Here is a 16,340-nt window from a genome sequence, read left to right as displayed (position 1 = left end):
AGTGTCGTTTTTCTTTCTTATAGCAAGAACTTCTTATTCCTGTTCCAGTAGGATCTTCATCATCTCGACGGCAGCCTTGGCAACAGAGGTACCAGGACCGAAGATGGCTGCGACACCTGCTTTATAGAGGAAGTCATAATCCTGGGCAGGAATCACACCACCAGCAATCACCATGATATCCTCACGTCCAAGTTTTTTCAGTTCTTCAATCAGTTGAGGAATGAGGGTCTTATGACCTGCGGCAAGAGATGACGCACCTACTACATGGACATCATTCTCGACAGCCTCACGGGCAGCCTCAGCAGGAGTCTGGAACAACGGTCCCATATCCACGTCGAAACCACAGTCGGCATATCCTGTTGCCACTACCTTTGCACCACGGTCGTGACCATCCTGTCCCATCTTGGCGATGAAGATACGAGGACGGCGACCTTCCTTCTCTGCGAACTCGTCAGTCAGCTTACAAGCTAACTCGAAGTCGCTGTCGTTCTTTGATTCTGAACTATACACGCCTGAAATTGTTCTGATTACTGCTTTATAACGACCTACGATCTCCTCGCAGGCATCACTGATCTCACCAAGGGTACAACGCAACTGAGCGGCTTTCACGGCAAGGTCAAGGAGGTTATTCTCACTCTTACGACCTTCCTGGAAGTCACGGACACACTCCGTGATGGCTTTCAGAGCTGCCTGACAAGCGGCCTCGTCACGAGAAGCACGAACCTGAGCCAGACTCTCTTCCTGTTGCTTGCGCACAGCGGTATTGTCAACCTCGAGGATATCAATAGGATCCTCATGCTCCAAACGATACTTATTGGTACCGACAATCGTCTGAACACCAGAGTCGATACGAGCCTGGGTACGGGCGGCAGCCTCCTCGATACGCATCTTGGGCAGACCGGTCTCGATAGCCTTCGCCATACCGCCCAGTTTCTCAATCTCCTGGATGTGCTCCCAAGCCTTATGAACCAACTCGTTGGTCAGTGTCTCCACATAATAAGAACCAGCCCAGGGGTCGATCTGCTTGCAGACCTTCGTCTCATTCTGGATATAGATTTGGGTATTACGGGCAATACGGGCTGAGAAGTCGGTTGGCAGTGCGATAGCCTCATCCAACGCATTGGTATGCAGAGACTGGGTATGTCCTAATACGGCAGCCATCGCCTCGATACAGGTACGACCTACATTGTTGAAAGGATCCTGCTCAGTCAATGACCAACCAGAAGTCTGAGAGTGAGTACGGAGTGCGAGTGACTTCGGGTTCTTGGCACCGAAACTCTTCACGATCTTCGCCCACAACAGACGACCGGCACGCATCTTGGCAATCTCCATGAAGTGGTTCATACCGATAGCCCAGAAGAACGACAGACGAGGAGCAAAGGCATCGACGTCGATACCTGCATTAACACCAGTGCGCAGATAGTCCATACCATCGGCAAGGGTATAGGCAAGCTCGATATCAGCGGTAGCACCAGCCTCCTGCATGTGATAGCCGGAGATAGAGATGCTGTTGAACTTAGGCATCTTCTGGGAGGTGTACTCGAAGATATCAGCGATGATCTTCATAGAGAAGGCTGGCGGATAGATATAGGTGTTACGCACCATAAACTCCTTCAGGATATCGTTCTGGATCGTACCAGCCATCTCCTCCAACTGAGCCCCCTGCTCCAATCCTGCCACGATATAGAAAGCAAGGATAGGCAGCACGGCACCATTCATCGTCATGGACACAGACATCTTATTCAAGGGGATGCCACTGAACAGCACCTTCATGTTCTCCTCATTGCAGATAGACACACCTGCCTTACCGACATCACCCACCACACGGGCATTGTCAGGGTCGTAGCCACGGTGTGTCGGCAGGTCGAAAGCTACAGAGAGTCCCTTCTGACCAGAGGCGAGGTTACGACGATAGAACGCATTCGACTCCTCAGCAGTGGAGAATCCGGCATACTGACGGATGGTCCACGGGCGGAACGGATACATCATAGAGTACGGACCACGCAGGTAAGGAGGAATACCAGCTGTGAAGTCGAGGTGCTCCATATCCTCCAGGTCCTCTTTCGTATATACAGGACGTACCTCGATATGCTCTGGAGTCTTCCAGTCAGCTACGATGTTATTGTCCTTGATCCACTTGGCACCATCTTGAGCATGAATGCCAGCATAGATATCGATATCTTTAAATTGTTTACGCATCATTCAAGTCTCCTATTCTTTAAATACCAAGTTTCTGATTATATTCTTTCAAAGTCTCGAGCACATTACAACGAACATGAATGTAGTTCTCGATGCCGGCAGCCTTCAGGTCTTCCATGCAAGCAGGGGCACCAGCCACCACGAACATTGCGCGACCGTTCAAGTATTTGAAGGCGGGGATAGCATACTCAGCATACTCATCGTCAGAAGAGCAGATGACTACAATATCGGCCTTTGCCTCCAAGGCAGCGTCAACACCCTCCTCTACCGTCTTGAAACCGAGGTTGTCGATTACCTTATAACCAGCACAAGCGAGGAAGTTGCATGAGAACTGGGCACGAGCCTGGCGCATGGCGAGGTTACCGATTGTCAGCATGAACGCCGTAGGCACCTTCGTCTCCTCCGTATGGATGCGAAGATCCTCAAAGTCTGCAGCGAGACGAGTGCTATTGATCTTCTTAATCTCAGAGTTCTCAGAGCACTCAGAGTTTTTGCAACAACAGGCGCCACCTTGAGCACGCTTGCCGTCACTCTTCTCCGTGAAGTTTGGGAACTGGTTGGTACCAAGGATGAACTCCTTACGCTTGGCGGCATCACCATGACGCTTCACATTAGTAGCATTGATGTCATCCTGTACAATACCCTTCTTGACAGCCTCCAGGAAACCGCCCTCGTCTTCAATCTTGAGGAATATCTTCCAAGCCTCTTGTGCAAGAGCATCTGTCAGATGCTCGATATAGTAAGAGCCTGCGGATGGGTCTACAATACGATCGAAATGAGCCTCTTCCTTAATCAGCAATTGCTGGTTACGGGCGATACGCTCACTAAAATCCGTTGCCTTCTCATAAGGAGCGTCGAACGGAGTAACCACCATGGAGTGTACACCACCCAGTGCGGCACTCATTGCCTCCGTCTGAGAGCGGAGCAGGTTCACGTATGAGTCAAATAAGGTCTGGTTGTAAGTAGAAGTGCTGGCATTGATGACCATCTTACAAGCGCAGTCGCACTTCGGCTCATACTGTTTTACTATCTGAGCCCATAATAGACGAGCGGCACGGAACTTGGCAATCTCCATGAAATAGTTTTCAGAGATGCCCATATAGAACTTGATGCTTTTTGCTGCAAGGTCGACATCCACCCCTGCATCCACCAGTTGCTGCAGGTATTCATTACCCCAACTGAGGGCATAACCGAGCTCTTGTACGATATAAGCACCGGCATTGTTAAGGGTGTCTGTATGTACCATCACGCAACGCAAATTGGGATAGTCCTTCAAAGTCTCCACCAATTTAGGCAGGTTCTCCAGCATCGGGGTGGTATCCTTACCTTTCTGCAACATCTTGTCGATGGGATCGAAGCCGACACCACCCACAATCTTCTCCTTGTCGTAACCCATCTTCTCGAAATACTTCACCAGTATCTCTGCGAGTTCAACAGCATGACACGGACAGGTGCGGTAGCTGACCTCCACGATATCCAGACGGATATCCTTCAGCAAGGTTTCAATGAACGCAGGACTAACCTTGTCGCCACCAAAGCGGAAGCCGATAGAGTCGACACCCTTATTCAAGATGTCGAGCGCCTTCTTATTCGCCTCTACGGGGTCGTCAACTTTGATATTCTGACGCACATACCACTCATTGGAGTCCTTTTTGTTACCACGAACAAATGGGAACTCACCCGGCAGTGCATCAGGTGTTTTCAGGTTCGCCAAGTCCTCTCGGCGATAGAAAGGCTGTACGTTGAAGCCTTCATTGGTTCTCCACACGAGTCGCTTCTGGAAGTCGGCACCTTTTAGGTCCACTTCAATCTTGTCCAACCACTCCTGAGTGGTGGGCGCAGTAAACTCGGTGAAGAGTTTCTCTTTGTTTGCCATAGTTTTTATGAATTATTATATAAGTTGTGTTTTAAGTTCACTTCTGTTAATTGGAGTTTTCCAATAACAGCCTACAAAGTTAGCATTTATTTTTTAAATGCCGAAGAAATTAATAATATTTTCATAAATATGAAAAATAGTTGCACAAAGTTGATTGTATTGCGCAATTTCTTTGTACCTTTGCAAAAATTTTGGCGAAGACAGGCTACACCTCAACATAGGGCAAGTTCTTTTCATGCGGTTTGCATTGTCTTTGCACGCTGATAAAGGAAACACATTATGGAATCATTGCAATGGTTAAAGGACTTATTTACGTCGACTGACTCTGTGGCACACATAGCCCTGCTATATGCCATAGTCATTGCCGTAGGTGTGTATTTAGGAAAGATCAAATTCTGGGGCATCTCGTTAGGTGTCACTTTTGTGTTGTTTGCCGGTATCGTGGCTGGACACATCGGGTTCACCGCACCTCAGTCTATCCTGACTTTTGTTCAGGACTTCGGACTTATCCTGTTCGTCTTTATGATTGGTATGCAGGTCGGTCCAGGTTTCTTCGAAAGTTTCGGAAAAGCTGGTATCAAATTGAACGCGCTGGCATCGGTGGCCATCCTGCTGAACATTATTGTAATGTTTGTCTGTTACTTCATTTTCTTCGACACCTCGGACAAGACAAATCTACCTATGATGGTTGGTACATTGTATGGTGCCGTCACCAATACCCCAGGTCTTGGTGCCGCTAACGAGGCTTTACAGTCAGTATTCTCCAATGGTGCCCCCCAGATTGCATCAGCATACGCCTGTGCCTACCCTCTTGGTGTGTTAGGCATCATCGGTGCTACTATATTAATAAGGTATATATGTAATATTAAGTTAGAGAAAGAGGAGGAAGAGTTGTTGGCGATGGATGAGACTAAAGCCAACAAAAAACCTTATAAAATGCACTTGGAGGTGACTAACAAATATCTGGAAGGCAAGACTTTGCTGCAGGTACACGACTTCCTGAACCGTGACTTTGTGGTGTCACGCCTTGTCCATCAAGGTGAGTTGTGCATTCCCAACCGTGATACCGTTTTCCATATCGGCGACCAGATGTTAATCGTGTGTGCAGAGGCTGATCAGGAGGCTATCATGGCTTTCATTGGTCCCAAGCTCGACATCGACTTCGAGCAGTCTGACCAACCTCTGGTATCGAAGCGTATCTTGATTACCAATCCCAAGATCAACGGTAAGACACTTGCCTCCATGCACTTCTCAAGTGTACATGGTGTCAACGTAACCCGTCTCACCCGTCATGGGTTGGATCTCTTTGCCACAGCTTCCCTACCCTTGCAAGTAGGTGACAAGATCATGGTAGTGGGTCCTGAAGACGCCGTCGACCGTGTCGCCAACAAGATGGGAAACTCCATCCGTCGACTGAATGCGCCGAATATCGCCACTATCTTCGTCGGGATCATATTAGGTATCATTTTCGGTTCCCTGCCCCTCGCCATACCTGGTATGCCAGTTCCTATGCGACTAGGTATCGCTGGCGGTCCACTGATTATCGCTATCCTTATCGGACGCTATGGGTACAAGATTCACTTAGTAACTTATACCACGACCTCCGCCAACATGATGCTGCGAGAGATCGGGCTGGTGCTTTTCCTTGCCAGTGTGGGCATCAAGGCTGGTGCAGGTTTCTTTGAGACTGTGGTGGAAGGAGACGGAATATTCTATGTGCTGACCGGTTTCTTCATCACCATCATCCCCATCCTGATAATCGGTCCGATAGCCCGTCTACGATATAAGTTCAATTACTTCACCATCATGGGTATGATTGCCGGTACTTATACCGATCCTCCCGCACTTGCCTACGCCAACAGCGTATGCTCTAAGGAGGCTCCGGCATTAGGTTACTCAACAGTATACCCGCTATCGATGTTCCTCCGTATCTTTACGGCACAAATCGTCGTGTTGTTCTTCTGTGGCTAGCCCACCACTATAAACCCTATAAAACACTATAGGAACTGAAAATATAATAATACTATCAATATGAAAAAAATCTCATTCCTGTTAGGCTTACTGACTGTCGCCAGCCTCCCGATGCACGCCCAGATGGACGCCAGCATCAAACTCAACGAGGTGATGACCGACAACCAGTCGAGCCTGATTGACGAATACGGGACACGACATGCCTGGGTGGAGATTGCCAACATCTCACACTCCACTTACAATATCCGTGGCATGTACCTGACAACCGACCGTTCCGTACTTGACAAATCGATGAGTGTGCCAGAGCGCGTCAAGCGTATGAGCATCATCCCCAACGGTGAAACTCGTACCAACCTAAGCGGTCGCCAGCTCATCGTGTTCCAACTGAACAGTCAGCCCGCTAAAGGTTCCCTGCACCTAACTGTCAAGGTTGACCCTTCCAAACCTACGTGGATTGCCCTTTACAATGGTAATGCCACGCAACTCATCGACTCTGTGACAGTCCCTGTCCTGCAAGCTGATCAGTCATATGCCCGTATCGCCAACAACGGGACCCCTGCCGACTGGGAAATGAAGTCAGGTGATCGTGTGACTGTAGGAATTCAGAATATCACAACTGTCAGCGAGTCAAAGATAGAGAAGTTCAAACGAGAGGATCCCCATGGTTTTGCAATGGCTATCATGGCGATGAGCATCGTATTCCTCTGTCTTGCCCTCCTCTGGATATTCTTTACCCTCTTCGGCATGTTCATGCGTCATCAGGAGACGGCGAAGAAGGTTATCAACACTCAGCCTATCAAACCTATCACTAAGACCGTGGAGAAGACCATGGAGGTAGGACACAAGACGGGTGTCATTCTGCAGGAAGGTCTGAAGACCAAGGGTATCGACAAAGAGGTATATCTCGCCGTCATCGGTATGGCGCTCCAACAATACCGCGACGATGTCCATGACGTGGAAAGTGGTGTCATCACCATCAAGCATCGCGATACCGGCTGGGATGATGAATACTCGCAGATGACCCATTTCCATGAGCCAGTGAGTCCGGCTGTCCCACAGTCTCAGCATATCCCCACGGGACCAGAGCTGAAATAATATTGACAAAGTCAAAAAAAGATAATAAAATTGAAGTTATGAATAAGTATCAATATAAAGTACAAGGTGTTGACTACGAAGTAGAAATCGAGGAAGTAGAAGGCAACATCGCCAAAGTCAATGTCAATGGCATTCCCTTTGAGGTAGAACTGCAACAGCCCATCAATGCGGCAAAGCACCCCACCATTGTGAAACCCAAGGTTGAGGCTCCCAAGCCTGTCACCACGAATGCCCCGGAAAAGCCTGCCGCTCCAGCGCAGCCCGCTGCTCCAGTTGGTACCGGCAATGCCCAGAAGGCACCGCTGCCTGGTACGATTACCAGTATTAATGTCAAAGTGGGCGATACCGTCAAGGTGGGCGATACCGTGATTGTATTAGAGGCGATGAAGATGCAGAACAACATCGAGGCAGAGTATGCAGGTACCGTCACCTCTATCACCGTCAACCCTGGTGATTCAGTGATGGAAGGTGCCGTGTTGCTCACCATTGGTTAATTTCGTCCATATCGAAATATCGTAATAACGAAATAACGACAATATTATGTGGCAATTTATCGTAGAAAACTTCAATGAGTTCCTGACCTATACTGGCTTCGCCAATGCCACGACAGGAAACCTCATCATGATAGCTGTAGGCGCGCTCTTCATCTGGCTAGCCATCAAGAAAGACTTCGAGCCGCTGCTGCTGGTGCCCATTGGTCTGGGTATCATCCTCGGGAACATTCCCTTCCGTGCCGATGCCGGACTGGAGATCGGTCTCTATGAGGACAATTCCGTATTGAACATCTTCTATCAGGGTGTCCGTCAAGGATGGTATCCCCCACTGATCTTCTTGGGAATCGGTGCCATGACGGACTTCTCCGCCTTGCTTGCCAACCCGAAACTGATGCTGGTAGGCGCTGCCGCACAGTTTGGTATCTTCGGAGCATATATGTTTGCCCTCGCTTTAGGTTTCGAGCCTAACCAGGCAGCAGGTATTGCTATCATTGGAGGTGCTGACGGTCCTACCGCGATCTTCTTGTCGAGCAAGCTCTCCCCCAACCTGATGGGAGCCATTGCTGTCTGTGCCTATAGCTATATGGCATTGGTGCCCCTGATTCAGCCGCCTTTGATGCGTCTGCTCACTACCAAGAAAGAGCGTGTCATCAAGATGAAACCGGCACGTGAGGTGTCACAGACAGAGCGCATCCTGTTCCCGATTATCGGACTGTTGCTGACAACTTTCATCGTACCGTCAGGTCTTCCCCTTTTGGGTATGCTCTTCTTCGGTAACCTTCTGAAAGAGTCGGGTAAGACAACTCGTCTTGCCAAGACTGCCGGCGCTGCGCTGAATGACATCGTAGTGATGCTGTTAGGACTGACCGTAGGGTGTTCCACACAGGCTTCTGAGTTCCTGACCATCAACACTATCTACATCTTCGCTATTGGTGCCGGTGCCTTCATCATCGCCACCATGAGTGGTGTCTGCTTCGTAAAGATCATGAACCTCTTCCTGCCGAAAGACAAGAAACTGAACCCGCTGATTGGTAATGCAGGTGTGAGTGCCGTTCCAATGGCAGCACGTATCTCCAACAATCTCGGACTGGAGTACGACCGTCACAACTTCCTACTGATGCACGCCATGGGTCCCAATGTGGCAGGTGTCATCGGCTCCGCGGTGGCTGCCGGTGCACTATTAGGATTCTTATCATAAGCATCAATTACAAAAAAAATGGCAATCTTTTAACGGATTGCCATTTTTTTTGTATCTTTGCAGGGTTATTATACATAAGGCACTATGAGAAGTCAACAAGAAGAAGGCGCAAAGACACGTCGTCTAACTATTAAGAACGAGGTGGATGAGCTGACAAAGCTCCCAGAATTCATTGAGACATTCTGTGAAGAGGCAGGTGTTGACATGGCACTTGTTGCCAGCCTCAACCTTGCCATAGAGGAAGCTGCGACAAATGTCGTGCTCTATGCCTATCAGGAAGGGACAGGACTCATTGATATTGACGCCCTGGTCACTCCTCATTACCTGCAGTTCGTCATCACAGACAAAGGTGTGCCTTTCGACCCGACCCAGCAAGAGGACGCAGACATCACTCTTAGTGCCGAGGAGCGTCCGATTGGTGGACTGGGGATTTTTCTCGTCCGACAGATTATGGATTCTGTCAAATATGAACGTGTTGATAACAAGAATGTACTGACACTACGTAAAAGCCTGACATCATGCGACACATAGAAAGTATAGGGGCAATGCCTTTTAGTATTTTTTAACTAGTACGATAAGAGGCTAAAAGTTTTTTTTTATAAATTTGCAAATCTAAATAAGTAAATGACTGACGTCATATTATCCAGTTTTATCAGTCTGTTTGCTCTGTTCGGCAAGGAAGAGCAAGTGGATGAGGCATGGGCAAAAGACATGCTAGTCAGTTATTTGCGTCATCATTTCGGCATCAGGAATACCGACCTCTATCTCGACCTTTACAGTGACATGCGAGGGGCTTATGAGATGACGGAGGATATGAATACCCAAGAGACTGTAGCAGCCATCTGCTCCAGTCTGCATGGGAAGATTCGTCCTGAAGAAGAGTCACTGTTGTTGCTGCGTCTTATGGAATTCTGCAGCGACGATGGGCTGAAGGCAGACAGTATGTTTACCACCATGGCGGAGAAGTTCAACATTCCACAGACACAGTATGACGACTTCTACGCCTATGCCACCAATCAAACTACTGCACATGTGATGATTCATCATCCAGAAGGATTTGATGGAGCGTTGAAAACCCTCATGGACAGTGTGACAGGACTTCTTATCTTCACTTACATGGGAGAAGACACCGTCCTGCTGAATGATGTTCCTGTTCTTTCCGGAGCCTATCAGGTGTGGCTACAAAGCAGTGTACTAAAGAGCAGCAACGGGAAACCCTTATACTATTCCACAATAGCCAGTGCCTATAGCAACGAGGATGACAAGACGGAAGACGTAGCGTTCTGCGGACGTAACATCAATTTCCGTTTCCCCAACAGCGACAATGGCATGCATGACCTGAGTTTCAACCTGCATAATGGTGAACTGCTGGCTATCATGGGAGGCTCAGGCACAGGTAAGACAACGTTGTTGTCACTATTGAACGGCAGTCTGAAACCTCAGGAGGGAAGTATCACGATTAACGGACACGACATCTCAGAGCCTGCTGCCAAAGACCTGATAGGTTTCGTGCCTCAGGACGACTTGCTCATTGAGGAACTCACGGTCTACCAGAACCTATGGTATACTGCCAAGCTCTGTTTTGAGGGTATGTCCGCTGAAGACATCGACAAGCGTGTCATGAAGACCCTCAAAGACCTAGGACTGGATGCCGTGAAGGATCTAAAGGCAGGTTCTGCTATCAACAAATATATTTCAGGAGGACAGCGCAAGCGACTGAATATCGCTTTGGAGCTGATCCGTGAGCCTGCCGTTCTCTTTCTGGACGAGCCGACATCAGGATTGTCATCAGCAGATACGGAGAAGGTCATCAACCTGTTAAAGGAATTGACTTTCAAAGGAAAGCTCATCATTGTTAACATCCACCAGCCGTCGAGTGATGTCTATAAGTTGTTCGACCGTCTGTGGCTGCTTGACAGAGGAGGCTATCCTGTCTTTGACGGCAATCCCATTGATGCGATCACCTATTTCAAGGAGGCAGCGAACTATGCCGACGCAGAGACGAGTGCCTGTCCAACCTGTGGTAATGTCAATCCTGAGATTGTGCTCAACATCATCGACGAGAAAGCACTCAGCAATACAGGAGAGCCTTCCGACGAGCGAAAGACGACACCGCAGGAGTGGCATGAGATGTATCTGAAGAACAGGAAAGAGATGGAAGCGCCATCTGTCACTGACGTACCACCGTCGGACCAGAGGAAGCCCGGGAAACTGAAACAGTTTGCTATCTTCCTTCGCCGTAATATCAAGACGAAGGTCACCAATATCCAATACCTGTGTATCACGTTATTGGTAGCACCTGTCCTGGCTGTCATCTGTGCTTTTCTCACACGCTATGCGCCACCCGAGGGCTATACAGTCATGAACAACAAGAACCTGGTGAGCTATTTCTTCATGGCTGTCATCGTCGCCACTTTTATTGGCATGAGCGGCAGTGCAGAGGAGATCATCAAAGATCGTGCCCTGTTGAAGCGTGAGAGTTTCCTCAACCTCTCATACGGCAGTTACATCTGGTCTAAGATTGTCTATATGGCAGGTGTCTCATTGATACAGACCCTCTTGTTTATAATCATCGGCAATGCCATCATGGGACTCCACGGATTGTTCTGGACATGGTGGCTCATCCTGTTTGTCACCGCCTTTCTGGCTAGTCTGACAGGACTGTTGCTCTCCCAGTGTTTGAACTCCGTTGTAGCTATCTATATCAGTATCCCTCTGCTGCTCATTCCACAAATCCTGCTCTGTGGACTGGTTGTCAGTTTCTCGGACCTGACGCCAAAGAGCAAGACAGGTAATGTACCCATCATTGGCGACCTCATCCCTTCACGTTGGTCGTTCGAGGCACTCGCTGTCACATCATTCACAGATAATAAGTATGAACGCCTGTTCTTCAAACTGGACAAGGAGAAATATGAGACGCAGTTCTATAATGTCGGCTATCTCTATGAGCTACAGTCACAGTTGGAGACACTCAAAGACGAGCAGACACATGGGAAGGACGTGAAACCGGAACACATGGAGGTGATACGTACCAACCTGCCTGTTGTGACAGAATACTGCGGTATGAAAGCCTATCAGGGTGATGAGTCTTACACGTCACTCTATAATTATATGAAAGAGGCAGAGAAGATTCTCTCCAAACGTAGTAATCAGGCAACCCTCAAGGTGGATGCGCTGACGGCAGACTTTATCCGTAACTACGGCAAGGATGCCTTGCTTGACCTGAAACACAACAACTTCAACCTCAAGTTGGAAGACTTTGTCATCAGCGCAGGACACCATCGGTTACTTGATGTGATTGACAATACCATCGTGCCACGCACGGGTCCTATCTTCCTTACTCCCCGCAACAGGATGGGACGCGCACCCTTCTACAGTAGTGTGAAGATACTGGGTAACACCCCTGTCAAGACCCTGTGGTTCAATATGGCAGTACTTCTCCTGATGAGTATCATCGTTACTATCCTCCTGTTGACAGACTGTCCAGGACGATATATCCGGAAAAACCAACAATGAGAAAATAAATATAAAACATTTAATAACTTAAATTTTAAACAAAATGAAGAAATTATCAGTATTAGCAATTGCATTCGCTGCTGTCGTTTTTGCAGCATGTGGAGGACAGAAAAATGCCCAGAACACAGAGGAGGCAGATTCTCTGAAAAGTTTTGAACAGCAACAGATTGAGGCCAGCATCAAGATGCATATTGACAGTATCGCCGCTGATCTCGGTAAGCTCAAGCAGCTTCCTTTCGTTCAGGAGGGTAACGGTGGTATCACGCTGACCAAGGAAGAGAAACAGGTAAAGCCTGACTATCTGTTGAATGCCAATGTTGCTGAGGAGGCTACTACACTGGCTGAGAAATACCGCATCCTGAGTGCCCTCAACGTAGACAGAAAGATTGCTGCTCTGTATGAGATGCCGACAGAAGATTACGACAAGGCAATTACCAAGCTTATCGCTGACATCAACGATCCTTCTTTCAAGGCTATTGACGATGCCAACACCCTTTTCGAGACATCCACCACATTGTATGATGCTATGGATGAGAACGGACGTATCAATTTCTTCTGGCAGTTGGCAGCAGCCGCTCTGGTTGAGGAGCTTTATGTAATGAACCAGAACACCGACAAGTTCCTCAGCACCTTCACTGATGAGGCTGTCTCTGACGTTACTTTCCGTATCATTGTCATCCTCGATGCCATCGACCGTCTCACCGCATATGACGCTGACATCAAGCCCGTTGCTGAGGCAGTTGCTCCATTAAAGGTGCTCAACGCTACCAGTGTTGACCAGATGAAGACTCAGCTCACTGAGGCAAAAGATAAAATCGACGCAGCCCGTAAGGCTATCATAAAATAATAGATTATTACTATGACTATTGAGATTCAAGAACAAAATGGCGGTTTTACCGCTTTGATGAGCGGTCGTCTTGACACCCCTGCCGCAGTACAGGCGTCAAAAGACATGCAACCGCTGATGGATAATGCCGACAAAGTAATCACACTCGATTGTACTAAATTGGATTATATCAGCAGTTCGGGTCTTCGCCTTTTCCTCAGTCTCCGCAAAGAGACAGCTTCCAAAGGCGGAAAGGTCATTATTGAGAACATCAATGATGAGATTAAAAAAGTATTCATGATGACCGGTTTCTATAATCTCTTTGAGATTAAGTAAACGATGAAAGACTACGGACTGGACCTACATTGCACCATGCTGATAGAAGACTATCGGGAACTACTCCCGAAATACCGTCTTCTTCAGCAGGTGGTAATGAGGAAACTCAGTGAAATGGTCAAGAACGCCGGTATCGAGCTAAACGCCATGGAGTCACGCATCAAAGCGGAACGCTCTCTGGCGGGTAAACTTGAACGTAAGGGGGACAAGTATCAGTCCATCTACGATATCACTGATATCTTCGGTTGCCGCATCATCACGTTCTACAACGAGGATGTCGACCGTATCGCATCAATGGCAGAGACCCTGTTTGAAGTGGACTGGTCGAACTCCATTGACAAGCGGAAGATGCACCAGTACGACAGTTTTGGCTATAATTCACTGCATTATATCTGCAGACTTCCCAAGCAACTGTACTACAACGAGGAGAATCCGGAACTGAACCAGATTCCCTTCGAGTTACAGATGCGTACGGCATTACAGCACGTATGGTCAGCTATCCAACATGACATCGGCTACAAAAGTGATATTGAGACACCTTTGGAGTATCACCGCAACCTAAGTCGTCTTGCCGGTATACTGGAGTTAGCCGATAATGAGTTCAGTCGTATCCGTACTGATATTAGCGACTATCGCAGACGTATGGAAAGCTTAGTGAAAGACGGTAAACTGGAAGAAGTCCTCCTTGACGGTGACACTTTCAAGACATATATCAATTTACAACCTTTCGATAAGCTGAACAAACAGATTGCCGCTATCACACAGGCAGAGTTGCATCCTGCCTCACCGATGCCCTATCTCCCACTCTTACGTGCCTTGAAAATGAACACTCTGGGAGATATTGAGCGGATGATCAACGAGAACTACGAGGACGCATACCAATTAGCACTCTTCCAATTAGGTTCTACTGACATTGACATTCTCTCTTCCAATATCGGTTTACAGAACCTCTGTATTGTCCATATCCTGAAAAATGACGGAGGGAAATCTTCTATCCGATGGATGTTTGACACCATCAACGGTCCCTCCGAACTTCATAATGATATGGCCCAGATTATCATGGAGCAAGCCTCGAAGCTCGCTTTTATGAATAACAAATAAGCAAATAGACATGGAGCACATGCCACAAGGACGCCCCATCATTGCCATCATTGACTCCAACACGCTGGCTACGCTGGGTCTTAAACAAATCCTTCAGAATGTCATGCCTATCATGACGGTTGACACCTTTGGCTCTTTCGCAGAGTTGGAAGCCAACCAACCCGATAGGTATGTACACTATTTCGTGGCAATGAATATCGTCTTGCAAGAAAGACAGTTCTTTCAGGAACGGCAGCGCAAGACTATTGTGCTGACGCTCCAATTAGAAGACACTGCACAGTTGTCGGAGTTCCATAGCCTATGCATCAACCAACCTGAATCACAACTGATTCGCCAACTGTTAATGTTGGAGCAACATGCGCATGGAGGAGGAAGGAACCTCCCCCAGATGCCTAAGGTTCTGCAACAGAAGATTCTTACTGACCGTGAGATAGAGGTGATGTCTCTCATTGTTCAGGGATTTATCAACAAAGAGATTGCCGATAAGCTGAATATCGGAATTGCCACCGTTATCACCCATCGTAAGAACATCATGGACAAGTTAGGTATGAGAAGTGTATCCGCCCTTACCATTTATGCGGTGATGCACGGATACGTGGATATCAATAAGATTTAATTACCTCACAACTTGACAGAAGAGATGTCAACGAGTCCGTTGACTATCGCATAAATCGTCAATCCTGCCGGTGAGTGAATCTGTAACTTGCGGGCAATATTCCTTCTGTGGGTAATCACCGTATTGGTGGAAATACACAAATGATCCGCGATTTCCTTGTTTGACATACCCTGTACCAAGGAGACAATTACATCTTTCTCACGTTCCGACAATGCCTCACCACGATCCTGTCCACCCTTGAACACCATCGAGGAGATATTCTTTGTGACAGTGTCCTGTTTCTGCTGCTCTTCCAGACGACGGATAGCCGGTACGAAGATATGATCCTCCACGTCCGCATGTTGTCTCAGCCACTCCTCATTATTATAGATGTCATAGAGTGTTGCCGTCAGCTTGTTATTACTGTGAGGATCGGAGGGAAGATATTTGATAATCATGAGTTTCAGCTCACGTAAAGCCCTGTCTGTTGACTCATGATGCTTTGAGAAGGTCTCCACATTATAGTCATTTGCCTTCCGTCCCTCCAATAGTGCTGTCACATAAGGGAACAGTGTTTTCTCCTCATACTTCATGTGGCGTTGGATCTCACGAGCATAGCCGTCATAGAACTTCATGATGAGATGTCCCAGAGAGTCATTCTCGTCAAAGCTCTCCGCCAACTGGCGTCGGATAGACGGCAACTGGTAGTCAAGGAAATAGGCATGACTCGCCTCCAGATAGCGAAGCAGTGTACGGGCATCTAACTGCTCGTCATCCTCGTGATTGGTGGAACCGTTCATCGTGAAGTTGACGACTGCCAGGAAGGTATAAGTATCCACGTGATTGATCTCACACGTCTCCCATACCGTCTTGTCGCCGAAGCCGAGGTTGATGCCGAAGCTACCCAGAGCCTGCAGCAGATTATAGTTATCCTTGATAAGCGTGATCATCTTATCTTCGGGTTCATACATCTTCAAGTTCTTCATATCTATATACCTTATTATATATATTGACGCTGCAAAAGTACTGCTTTTGCGGGACTCTTGCAATAGTTTCAAACAATTTCATCATTTTTAGGTATTGTGGGGATTTATGAAACATAATACCTTTGCAACCGAAAAAAAACAAGGATA

General features: G+C 47.8%; 13 protein-coding genes. 10 read left to right on the top strand and 3 right to left on the bottom strand.

The window, feature by feature from the left end; translation table 11 throughout:
• Positions 1 to 33: 33 nt before the first annotated feature.
• Both scpA and mutA read right to left on the bottom strand, forming a co-directional pair.
• The gene (gene scpA / locus BM257_RS02490) at positions 34 to 2,199 is read right to left on the bottom strand and encodes a methylmalonyl-CoA mutase (protein WP_092068428.1); all 2,166 of its coding nucleotides are present in this window, start codon (positions 2,197 to 2,199) and stop codon (positions 34 to 36) included.
• A gap of 19 nt (positions 2,200 to 2,218) precedes the next feature.
• Positions 2,219 to 4,075 (bottom strand): methylmalonyl-CoA mutase small subunit, encoded by a 1,857-nt coding sequence (mutA, locus tag BM257_RS02485; protein ID WP_092067920.1) that lies wholly within the window; start codon positions 4,073 to 4,075, stop codon positions 2,219 to 2,221.
• A gap of 288 nt (positions 4,076 to 4,363) precedes the next feature.
• On the opposite strand from mutA, the gene BM257_RS02480 reads away from it, so the two are divergent.
• The 10 genes from BM257_RS02480 (at position 4,364) to BM257_RS02440 (ending at position 15,228) form a co-directional block, all read left to right on the top strand.
• On the top strand, positions 4,364 to 6,046 hold the full coding sequence (locus BM257_RS02480) for a putative transporter (RefSeq protein WP_092068425.1): 1,683 nt from the start codon (positions 4,364 to 4,366) through the stop codon (positions 6,044 to 6,046).
• Between the two features lie 60 nt (positions 6,047 to 6,106).
• Positions 6,107 to 7,141 carry an OadG family protein gene (locus BM257_RS02475; RefSeq protein WP_092067918.1) on the top strand — a complete coding sequence of 345 codons (1,035 nt, stop codon included), beginning with the start codon at positions 6,107 to 6,109 and terminating at the stop codon, positions 7,139 to 7,141.
• Between the two features lie 38 nt (positions 7,142 to 7,179).
• Positions 7,180 to 7,635, top strand: coding sequence for a biotin/lipoyl-containing protein (locus BM257_RS02470; protein WP_092067916.1), 456 nt, complete (start codon positions 7,180 to 7,182; stop codon positions 7,633 to 7,635).
• 46 nt (positions 7,636 to 7,681) lie between these two features.
• Positions 7,682 to 8,833, top strand: a complete 1,152-nt coding sequence (locus tag BM257_RS02465; protein WP_092067914.1) for a sodium ion-translocating decarboxylase subunit beta — start codon at positions 7,682 to 7,684, stop codon at positions 8,831 to 8,833.
• 84 nt (positions 8,834 to 8,917) lie between these two features.
• Entirely contained in the window at positions 8,918 to 9,364 is a 447-nt protein-coding gene (locus BM257_RS02460; RefSeq protein WP_092067912.1) for an ATP-binding protein, read from the top strand.
• A 93-nt stretch (positions 9,365 to 9,457) separates the two neighbouring features.
• Positions 9,458 to 12,349 carry an ATP-binding cassette domain-containing protein gene (locus BM257_RS02455; RefSeq protein ID WP_255405458.1) on the top strand — a complete coding sequence of 964 codons (2,892 nt, stop codon included), beginning with the start codon at positions 9,458 to 9,460 and terminating at the stop codon, positions 12,347 to 12,349.
• A gap of 43 nt (positions 12,350 to 12,392) precedes the next feature.
• Positions 12,393 to 13,196: a hypothetical protein gene (locus BM257_RS02450; RefSeq protein WP_092067910.1), complete on the top strand. Its 804-nt coding sequence runs from the start codon at positions 12,393 to 12,395 to the stop codon at positions 13,194 to 13,196.
• 12 nt (positions 13,197 to 13,208) lie between these two features.
• The gene (locus tag BM257_RS15020) at positions 13,209 to 13,511 is read left to right on the top strand and encodes an STAS domain-containing protein (protein WP_218154490.1); all 303 of its coding nucleotides are present in this window, start codon (positions 13,209 to 13,211) and stop codon (positions 13,509 to 13,511) included.
• Positions 13,512 to 13,514: 3 nt separating this feature from the next.
• The gene (locus BM257_RS02445; RefSeq protein WP_218154489.1) at positions 13,515 to 14,612 is read left to right on the top strand and encodes a GTP pyrophosphokinase; all 1,098 of its coding nucleotides are present in this window, start codon (positions 13,515 to 13,517) and stop codon (positions 14,610 to 14,612) included.
• 19 nt (positions 14,613 to 14,631) lie between these two features.
• Complete coding sequence (locus tag BM257_RS02440; protein WP_092068420.1) at positions 14,632 to 15,228, top strand: response regulator transcription factor; 597 nt, start codon at positions 14,632 to 14,634, stop codon at positions 15,226 to 15,228.
• Between the two features lie 5 nt (positions 15,229 to 15,233).
• Here the strand turns inward: BM257_RS02440 and BM257_RS02435 are convergent, their stop codons facing one another.
• Positions 15,234 to 16,193 carry a LuxR C-terminal-related transcriptional regulator gene (locus BM257_RS02435; protein WP_092067908.1) on the bottom strand — a complete coding sequence of 320 codons (960 nt, stop codon included), beginning with the start codon at positions 16,191 to 16,193 and terminating at the stop codon, positions 15,234 to 15,236.
• Positions 16,194 to 16,340 lie beyond the last annotated feature (147 nt).

It is taken from the genome of Prevotella sp. tf2-5, assembly GCF_900115435.1.
In the GTDB taxonomy this organism is placed as follows: Bacteria; Bacteroidota; Bacteroidia; order Bacteroidales; family Bacteroidaceae; genus Prevotella.
This window is presented reverse-complemented; position numbering and strand designations above follow the sequence as displayed.

Coding starts and splice junctions, on each gene's coding strand:
- scpA (WP_092068428.1), bottom strand. CDS start 2,199: ATGCGTAAACAATTTAAAGATATCGATATCTATGCTGGCATTCATGCT.
- mutA (WP_092067920.1), bottom strand. CDS start 4,075: ATGGCAAACAAAGAGAAACTCTTCACCGAGTTTACTGCGCCCACCACT.
- BM257_RS02475 (WP_092067918.1), top strand. CDS start 6,107: ATGAAAAAAATCTCATTCCTGTTAGGCTTACTGACTGTCGCCAGCCTC.
- BM257_RS02470 (WP_092067916.1), top strand. CDS start 7,180: ATGAATAAGTATCAATATAAAGTACAAGGTGTTGACTACGAAGTAGAA.
- BM257_RS02465 (WP_092067914.1), top strand. CDS start 7,682: ATGTGGCAATTTATCGTAGAAAACTTCAATGAGTTCCTGACCTATACT.
- BM257_RS02460 (WP_092067912.1), top strand. CDS start 8,918: ATGAGAAGTCAACAAGAAGAAGGCGCAAAGACACGTCGTCTAACTATT.
- BM257_RS02455 (WP_255405458.1), top strand. CDS start 9,458: ATGACTGACGTCATATTATCCAGTTTTATCAGTCTGTTTGCTCTGTTC.
- BM257_RS02450 (WP_092067910.1), top strand. CDS start 12,393: ATGAAGAAATTATCAGTATTAGCAATTGCATTCGCTGCTGTCGTTTTT.
- BM257_RS15020 (WP_218154490.1), top strand. CDS start 13,209: ATGACTATTGAGATTCAAGAACAAAATGGCGGTTTTACCGCTTTGATG.
- BM257_RS02445 (WP_218154489.1), top strand. CDS start 13,515: ATGAAAGACTACGGACTGGACCTACATTGCACCATGCTGATAGAAGAC.
- BM257_RS02440 (WP_092068420.1), top strand. CDS start 14,632: ATGCCACAAGGACGCCCCATCATTGCCATCATTGACTCCAACACGCTG.
- BM257_RS02435 (WP_092067908.1), bottom strand. CDS start 16,193: ATGAAGAACTTGAAGATGTATGAACCCGAAGATAAGATGATCACGCTT.